Origin of the sequence: Jiangella rhizosphaerae, from assembly GCF_003579925.1 — a bacterium.
In the GTDB taxonomy this organism is placed as follows: Bacteria; Actinomycetota; Actinomycetes; order Jiangellales; family Jiangellaceae; genus Jiangella; species Jiangella rhizosphaerae.
The window spans coordinates 1-8197 of sequence record NZ_QUAL01000374.1; the positions used below are offsets into that span (position 1 = coordinate 1).

Consider the following 8197-nt stretch of genomic DNA (forward strand, 5'->3'; position numbering starts at 1 on the left):
CCGGAGCCGTCACCGGCGGCTCCGGCCGGGCCCGACCCCACCCTTGCTCCACTCGACCACCGGAGGCAACGATGCGACCGACCCGTCGAGAACTGCTCAAGGCCGCCGGCCTGGCCACCGCCGGCGCGGCCCTCCCCCTCCCGGCCCTGCTGTCGTCGGCCGGCACGGCGTCCGCGGCGACGCCGCTGCGCTTCGGCGCCAACGGTCACCCCTACAACACCAAGGCCTACGACGCCGACGCCGAGCCGGGCGTCCCCTACGCGACCCAGGTGGCCATGCTCACCGCGATGGGCATGGACATCTACCGCACCGACATCAAGACCGACGCGACCGGCCGGTCGACGAACCACACCAAGTTCCTCACCATGCAGGGCCTGCTCGCCGACGCCGGCATCGACTGCCTGCCGATGGTGTACGACAACTACTCGCCGGACATCTCGCCGCAGGAGAACTACGACCGCGGCTACGCGCTGATGGCCGGGTTCGCCACGAACTACGGGCACATGTTCACCCACTACAACCTGGGCAACGAGTGGGAGCTGTTCAAGCAGATGCTGACGCCGCCCGAGGCGACCGGCCACTCGTACAACCACTACGACCACGTCAAGACGGCTCGGGCGATGCAGTGGATCAAGGGCGCCGACGCCGGGTTGAAGTCGGTCCAGCCGACGGCGAAGACGTCGGTGGCGGTCAAGGGATGGTTCCCGACCTGGTGGCAGCGCTACCTGCTCGACAACGTCGACCTCGACTTCATCGACTGGCACTGGTACGCCGAGATGCAACGGAACATCGGCGACCTGCCGGTCAGTGGCATCACGAACATCTTCGACTGGCTCTGGTCGGAGTACGGGCTGCCGATCTGGGTGTCGGAAACGAACGAACGACCCGACGACGACAAGAGCGAGGCGGAGAACCAGCAGCGCCAGGTCAACTGGTATCACCAGATCCGCGCGCTCTGCGCGGCCCATCCGCACGTCGAGGCGCTGATCCTCTACGAGCTGTTGAACGAGCCGCTCAAGAGCGACTACCAGGAGGCGAACTACGGTCTCGTCGAGTTCCCCAACTTCGACCCGGTCACCATGGACCACACCGACTGGCGGTACAAGAAGGTGGGCCGCAGGCTGGTGGGCGACGACGTGCTGATCGGCGGCTTCGAGGGGCCGAGCGAGGGCTGGGTGCTGGGGCTCGGTCCGGAGTTCCCCGGCGCCACCGGCTCGTTCCAGCGCAACGACACGTACGTCATGGGCGGCGCCCTGGCCGGTGTGCTGCACGGCGACTTCGCCGGCGGCGGCAACTACGTGCAGATCTCCCGCCCGGTGCCGAACCTGAACCTCACCGCGCTCACATTCTGGGTGCGCGCGACGACGGTGCGACGCGTCGGGCTGCGGGTCACCGACAGCACCGGCCAGACCCACCAGCAGAACCTGACGTTCACCCCGTCCGGCGCCTGGCAGGAGATCGCCGTCACCGACTTCGACAGCGGGTCCGGCTACCTGCACTTCGGCGGCGCGAACGACGGCGTCTGGCACGGCCCCGCGACCCGCGTCGGGCTGGTCCTGGACAAGGCCGGCCTGGTCGCCGGCCGCACCGCCGGCGGCGTCCGCTTCGACGAGGTCGTGGCCACCGTCTAGGACCCGCCCGGGCCTGGCACGAGGCCGGACCGGCTGGCGATCCTGACGTGGGAGAAGATCAGCCGATGGTGCGGCCACTCGGCGTGCGCGGCCGCGAGCGCGTCGTGCTCCGGCACCAGGGTCAGTAGCGGCGCGACGACGTACCGGTCGAACGGAACGATCTGCGGATGCGTCCACTCGCGCTCTCCGACGAGGAACGGCACCAGGTGGCCGGCCGCGCGCCGCAGCGCGTCGCCGTGCCGCCACAGGTCGACGCCGACGTGCTGCGCGAGCGACGCGAGGCACAGGAAGCCGAGCAGGTTGAACGCCGAGTAGGTCAGCGACAGCGTCCGCCGCAGCTCGTGCGGCATGCCGCCGTCGGCGGCGATCTGCGTCTCCAGGCGTCCCACCGTGCGGCGCTCCAACTGCCGCTCGGCCACGTCGGCGCGTCCGGTGAACGTCGCGTACGCCACCACCTGGGCGTCGAACCAGGTGCCGTGGTTGTTCGCCTCGGCGCCTTCGGCGCGGCCGTGCTCGCTGGTGAGCAGCCAGTCGAGGTAGTCGGAGCACCACTGCCGCAGTCCGTCGAGGTCGGCCGCGGACCAGTGCGGCCCGAGCGGCAGGTGGCAGACCGCGTCGAGCAGGTGGACCAGCCCGGCGGTGTCGATGATGCCGATGCCGCGGCCGTCGGTCACGCCCGCGATGGCCTGGGCGTGGACGAGGTTCGGGTTCATCCTCGTGGCCGGGTCGAGGAACCAGTGCCGCAGATACCGGCCGGCGAACTCGGCGTGCTGGTCGTCGCCGGTCACCCGGTGCGCCACGATCGACGAGGCCACCGCCTGCGACATGGCGTCGAGGCGGGCGTTGTCGTAGTCGTGGTAGGCCGGGTTGACCTCGCCGTCGCGCCGCACCCACGGCAGTCCGCCGGGCCGCGACGGGTCGGGCCACCAGTACGGCGCGATGCTCACGTAGTCGTGCCGCGAGCCGCTCGCCGCCGGCACCGGCTTGTCCGTCACACTCCGCAGCGGGGTCCGGCGCTGCGCGGCGCACTCGTCGGTCAGCACCGCGCGAGCCCGGGGGTCGGCCGCCAGGCCGCGCGTCACCTCGGCCCAGGCCCGATCGGGGGTCAGGAAGGCCGCCGGCGCCGTCACCGCGAGCCGGCCGCGTCCGGTGCGGTGAGCCGCGCCATGGCGAACGTGCCGTCGGGCCACTCGACGGTGACGTCGGCGCCGTCGATGCGCACGGCCGTCCGGCGCGCGTCCTCGGCCACCGAGGGCACGCCGGTCAGCGCGACCACGGCCGCATAGACCCTCCCGGTGTCGACCGGTGAGGAACTCTGCGCCCACGGCGTCGCGGACCGCCGTCCCAGCGGATTGGTGCCGTCGGACGCCCGGACGCCGACCTCGTCGACATCGTCGTGGCCGACGACGACGCTGATCAGGCCCGCGTCGGTCGTAGCGGAGGCGTACCGGTCGCCGAGCCCGTGCGCGGGCGCCGCCGCGTCGCTCGCCACCGCCCACCCCCCGAAGCGCAACCGCCACGGGCCCGGATCGGGCAGCCAGTGCGCGTCCGGATCGTCCGACCCGGCGGTGCCCGGCCGGCCGTAGCCCTGCGGCACCGGGTCGACCCGAGCGAGGCGCACCTCGACACCCCCGCGGACCAGCGTCGCCGTGGTGAGCCACGGGCCGGTGCGCATGCTCCCGGCGTCCTGGGTCGTGCCGGCGTCGGGGGACAGCTCGAGCCAGTGCGCCCGGCTGCACGACGCCAGGGCGTCCGGGCCGCTATCGACCCGCCGCAGCGGCGTCCGGTGACTCGGCCGGCCGGCGGCGTCGAGGAGCGCGACGTGCGAGTCGACCGGCCCGCGGGCGTCGCCGTGCGACAGCTCAGGCGCGGCGTGCGACGCGTACCCGTGCCGGGCGTAGAACGGCAGGTCGGCGGCGGCGCTCGGCACGGCCGCGTGGTCGGTGCCGTGGTTGAGCACCCGCACGATGCCGTCGGCGCGGGTCGCCGAGACGATCCAGCCGGGCGGCTCGATGACGCGGTGGGCGTCGCCGGACTCGACCGGCAGCGGCCGCTCGGCCGCCGTCCACACCGGGTGCGACGACGGCAGCACGAGCCCCGCGAAGCCCTTGCTCGCCCAGTACGGCGAGCCCGGCCCCGAGTAGTACTGCCGGATCCGCGGGAACGGCCCGTGCCAGCCGATCGGCAGCAGGCCGCGCTCGTCGCGGGAGCCGTGGTCGAGGAAGTACCGGAGCACGCCGTTCGCCAGGCGGCGGGTCACGCCGGGCGGCACGGCGTCGCCGTCGCCGCCGTCAGCCGGCACCTGGGCGTCGGCGACGGCGCCGGCCCAGAACGGGGCGAGCATCGCGAACCGGTAGGTCAGCGACCGCCCCTGGAGGACGGGCGCGCCGCCGGCCGCGACCAGGTGCTGGGCGTCCAGCAGGAACCGGCGCAGCCGGTCGCGGGTCGTCGCGGCGAACGCCGGGTCGGCCCCGGCGCCGAGGATGCGCGAGTACCACACCGGGTAGAAGTGCATCGCCCAGCCGACGTAGTAGTCGAAGTTGCGGACGCCGCCGTCGGTGTACCAGCCGTCGGCCACGTACCAGCTCTCGTGCGCCGCGAGGTTGCGCTCGATGTCGGCGGGGTCCCACGGGCCGTCCACCGTGCGCAGGAACGCCTCGACGATGTTCTGGAACCACACCCAGTTGTTGCCGTAGCCGCCCTGTCCCACGATGTCGCCGAGCCAGTCGACGACCTGCGCACGGGTCCGGTCGGACAGCCGCGACCAGATCCACGGCCGGGTCTCGTGCAGGCCGATCGCGACCGACGCGGCTTCGACGTGGGCCTGCCGCCGTTCGGTGAGCCGCGGCCAGCGCTCGGGCGACCCGGGATCGACGCCGGCCGCGATGCCTCGTGCGTACCATCCGGCCAGGTCGTGGGGGTCGTCGCCGCCGGCGCCGGCGAGCCGGAACCCGGCCAGCAGGAACGTCCGGGCGAATCCCTCCAGGCCGTCGCTCCACCGGCCCGACCTGCTGGCCGGCCCCGGGAGGTGCACCAGCGCGTGGGACGCCGTGGCGTACCGGCGCGGCGCCAGGAGCAACGCGTCGGCCGTGGCCTCCCAGTGCGCGCGGGTCCACCCGGTGAACGGCGCCGAACCCCGATCCTCGTCCGGCCAGCCGGCCGAGCGCGTCGGGTCGTGCGCCGCCTGGTTCGAAAGCGCTTTGGAGGCCATGCGACCGAATCCAACCAGCTCGCGGGCACCACTGGCAAGGGCGGAACCACAGCGCTTTGGAGGCGCCGGCGGTGCTACGCTCGCGCGCGTGGCAGACAACGGCAGCGCCGCGGCTCGCGACCGCCGCGGTCGTGTCACGCTCAGCGACGTCGCCGCCGATGCCGGGCTCAGCATCACCACCGTCTCGCGGGCGCTGGCCGGCTACGACGACGTCGCCGAGGCGACCCGCGTCCGGGTCCAGCAGCTGGCCCAGCGGCTGGGCTACCGGCCCAGCATCCGCGCGCGCCACCTCGCCATGGGCCGCCAGGCGGCGCTGCGCTGCGCCGTGGTCAGCCTCGGCCTGTCCGCCTCACGCCTCCCCCACTCGGCCTACGGGCCGACGCTCGCGGGCATCCTGGCCGGCGCGGCCGCTCAGGGCATGGACGTCCAGCTCGCCGCCATGGACTCGGCACACCCGGCGGCGGAGTTGGCCGGCTTCGTGGCCGAGGACCGCGCTGACGGCATCCTCGTCGTCGCGGCCGGCGCGCTGCGCGCGAGCGACCTGCAGCCGCTCGAGCGGGCCGGCACCCCGTACGTCCTGGTCAACCGGCACCTCGGGCACGAGCCCGGCGCGTCCCCGGTGCACTGCGTGACGCCCGACTGGACCGGCGGCACCAGCGACGCCGTCCGCCGGCTCCACCGCCTCGGGCACCGCCGATTCGCCGCGATCTTCCCCCGCGACTCGGCGCCGTCCTCGACCGCCCTCGACCACGAGCGCGGCTGGCACGACGCCGTCGCCGCGCTGGGCCTGGACCCCGCCGACACCCCGATCGTGCACGCGTCGGGGCCGCTGAGCGAGACCGCCGGCCGCGACCTGGCCCGGCGGCTGCTCACCGACGGCCTGCCGGCCTCGGGCGAGCCGGTCACGGCGATCGTCGCCTACAACGACCACGTCGCACACGGCGTCCTCGAAGCGGCCCGGGAGCTGAGCGTCGCGGTGCCCGATCAGCTCACCGTCTTCGGCTTCGACGACTCGGTCAGCAGGTACCTGTGGCCGGCCGTCTGCAGCTACGACCCGCACTTCTACGCCACCGGCGAGCGCGCCGCCCTGCTGCTGGCCGGCCTCCTGCACGGGAGGCCGCCCGGGGGCGACTCTCCCGCGCGAGTGATGCTCCCGCTCGACCACGTCTGCCGCGCGAGCTGTGCTCCGCCCCCGCACGTCTAACCCCTCGTGAACCTTCGAGGAACAGTGGCCGTGACGCCCGGCTGAACGCCCCGCACCGTGGTTAGCCTGCTCGCGACTTTGCCGTCCGCAGTCCCGCGCGAGGATGTCATGAAGCTGTTCGTCCAGATCCCGTGCCTCAACGAGGAACAGACGCTCCCCCTGGTGCTCGAGTCGATCCCGCGCGAGATCCCCGGTGTGGACGAGATCCGCGTGCTGGTGATCGACGACGGCTCGACCGACCGGACCGCCGAGGTGGCGCGCTCCTACGGCGCCGAGGTGCTGCGTCACCCGCGCACCATGGGGCTGGCCCGGTCCTTCCGCGACGGCGTCGACCACGCGCTGGCCCACGGCGCGGACATCGTCGTGAACACCGACGGCGACAACCAGTACCCGCAGGAGCGCATCGCCGACCTGGTCTGGCCGGTGATCGCCGGCGAGGCGGACGTCGTGATCGGGGACCGGCAGACCAGCACCATCGCGCACTTCTCCCCGTTCAAGAAGGCGATGCAGCGGTTCGGCTCGCGCGTCGTGAGCTTCGCCGCGGGCACGGATCTCCCGGACGCCGCGAGCGGGTTCCGCGCCTACTCGCGGGCGGCGCTGCTGCGGCTCAACGTCGTCACGCAGTTCAGCTACTGCATGGAGACGATCATCCAGGCCGGCAACAAGCGGCTGGCGATCACCTCGCTGCAGATCGTCACGAACCCGAAGACCCGCGAGTCGCGGCTGTTCTCCCACCAGTGGCAGCACATGTACCTGTCCGGCCGGGCGATCTCGCGGTCGTACCTCATGTACCGGCCGAACGTGATCCTCGGCTGGATCGGCGTGCCGATGCTGGTGGCCGGTCTGGTGCCGTTCGTGCGCTTCCTCGTCTACTGGTTCATGGGCGACGGCGCCGGGCACATCCAGTCGCTGATCTTCGGCACCGCGATGCTCGTGGGGGCGCTGCTGACGTTCGCGCTGCTGGTGATCGTCGACCTGCAGCGCACCAACCGCATCCTGCTGGAGGAGACCCTCGAGCGGCTCAAGGCGCTGCAGTACGACGACGGCCGCGAGGTCGTGCGGCGGGCGGAGGAGCTGGCCGCCAGCGAGGCCGTCGCACCGTGAGAGTGCTGGCGTTCGGGACGTACGACGCCGCGGCGCACCCCAGGGTCCAGGTGCTCGTCGACGGGTTGCGCGAGCGCGGCGCCGACGTCCGGGAGCTCAACGAGCCGCTGGGCCTCGACACGGCCCGGCGGGTGGAGCTGCTGCGCAAGCCGTGGCTGCTGCCCGTGCTCGTCGCCCGCCTGGGCCGGCGGTGGCTGACGCTCGCCCGGCGCGCCCGCCGGCTCGGCCGCGCCGAGTGGCCGAGCCACGTGCTGGTCGGCTACCTCGGCCACTTCGACGTGCTGCTCGCCCGGGTCCTCTTCCCCGCCAGCACCATCGTGCTGGACCACCTGATCTTCGCCGCCGGTACCGCCCGCGACCGCGGCGTCGGCACCGGAGTCCGGACGGCGCTGCTCTCGGGCCTGGACCGGCTGGCGATCGCGGCCGCGGACGTCGTCGTCACCGACACGGCCGAGCACGCCGCGCAGGTGCCGGCGCGACGGCGCCGGGACGCGGTCGTGGTCCCGGTCGGCGCCACGCAGGCCTGGTTCGACGCCGGAGAGCGCGCCGCGAGGACGGACGAGACGGGCGGCGGCCCGCTCGCCGTGGTGTTCTTCGGCCTGTTCACGCCGTTGCAGGGCGCGCCGGTGATCGCCGAGGCGCTGCGCCTGCTCGACGCCCGCGGCGTGCGGATCCGGGCGACGCTGGTGGGCTCGGGGCAGGACGCCGCCGCGGTGCGGGCGGTCCTGGCCGGGATCGGACCCGGGAGCGCCGTGGTCGTGACGTGGCACGACTGGCTCGGCGCCGCGGAACTGCCGGACCTCGTGGCCGGGCACGACGTCTGCCTCGGCATCTTCGGCGGCACCGGCAAGGCGCGCGCCGTCGTCCCGAACAAGGTGTACCAGGGCGCGGCGGCCGGGTGCGCCGTCGTCACCAGCGACACCGAGCCGCAGCGGCGGGCGTTCGGTGACGCGGCGGTCTTCGTGCCGCCCGGCGACGCCGCGGCGCTCGCCGGCGCGCTCGAGGCGCTCACCGACCGCCGGGCGCTCGCCCGACTCAGGGCGGCCG

The 8197-nt window shown here is 73.6% G+C and carries 6 protein-coding genes; 4 read left to right on the top strand and 2 right to left on the bottom strand.

The annotated features are described in order from the left end of the window. The first annotated feature begins 71 nt into the window (after positions 1-71). Positions 72-1631 carry a glycosyl hydrolase gene (locus DY240_RS25695; protein ID WP_119662533.1) on the top strand — a complete coding sequence of 520 codons (1560 nt, stop codon included), beginning with the start codon at positions 72-74 and terminating at the stop codon, positions 1629-1631. On the opposite strand, the gene DY240_RS25700 is transcribed toward DY240_RS25695, so the two are convergent. Further along, entirely contained in the window at positions 1628-2761 is a 1134-nt protein-coding gene (locus DY240_RS25700; RefSeq protein WP_158603001.1) for an alginate lyase family protein, read from the bottom strand. The two genes, DY240_RS25695 and DY240_RS25700, sit on opposite strands and share 4 nt — an antisense overlap. Then, a complete protein-coding gene (locus DY240_RS25705; protein ID WP_119662535.1) occupies positions 2758-4842 on the bottom strand; it encodes a DUF2264 domain-containing protein in 2085 nt (694 codons plus the stop codon). The genes DY240_RS25700 and DY240_RS25705 overlap by 4 nt, the downstream gene beginning before the upstream one ends. Before the next feature lie 88 nt (positions 4843-4930). Here DY240_RS25705 and DY240_RS25710 point away from each other — a divergent pair, with 88 nt between their 5' ends. The 3 genes from DY240_RS25710 to DY240_RS25720 all read left to right on the top strand — a co-directional run. After that, positions 4931-6046: a LacI family DNA-binding transcriptional regulator gene (locus DY240_RS25710; protein ID WP_158603002.1), complete on the top strand. Its 1116-nt coding sequence runs from the start codon at positions 4931-4933 to the stop codon at positions 6044-6046. A gap of 108 nt (positions 6047-6154) precedes the next feature. Beyond that, on the top strand, positions 6155-7150 hold the full coding sequence (locus DY240_RS25715) for a glycosyltransferase family 2 protein (RefSeq protein ID WP_119662537.1): 996 nt from the start codon (positions 6155-6157) through the stop codon (positions 7148-7150). Further along, on the top strand, positions 7147-8197 hold a 1051-nt coding region (locus DY240_RS25720; protein ID WP_199702433.1), incomplete at its 3' end, for a glycosyltransferase. The genes DY240_RS25715 and DY240_RS25720, both read left to right, overlap by 4 nt.

Coding starts and splice junctions, on each gene's coding strand:
- DY240_RS25695 (WP_119662533.1), top strand. CDS start 72: ATGCGACCGACCCGTCGAGAACTGCTCAAGGCCGCCGGCCTGGCCACC.
- DY240_RS25715 (WP_119662537.1), top strand. CDS start 6,155: ATGAAGCTGTTCGTCCAGATCCCGTGCCTCAACGAGGAACAGACGCTC.
- DY240_RS25705 (WP_119662535.1), bottom strand. CDS start 4,842: ATGGCCTCCAAAGCGCTTTCGAACCAGGCGGCGCACGACCCGACGCGC.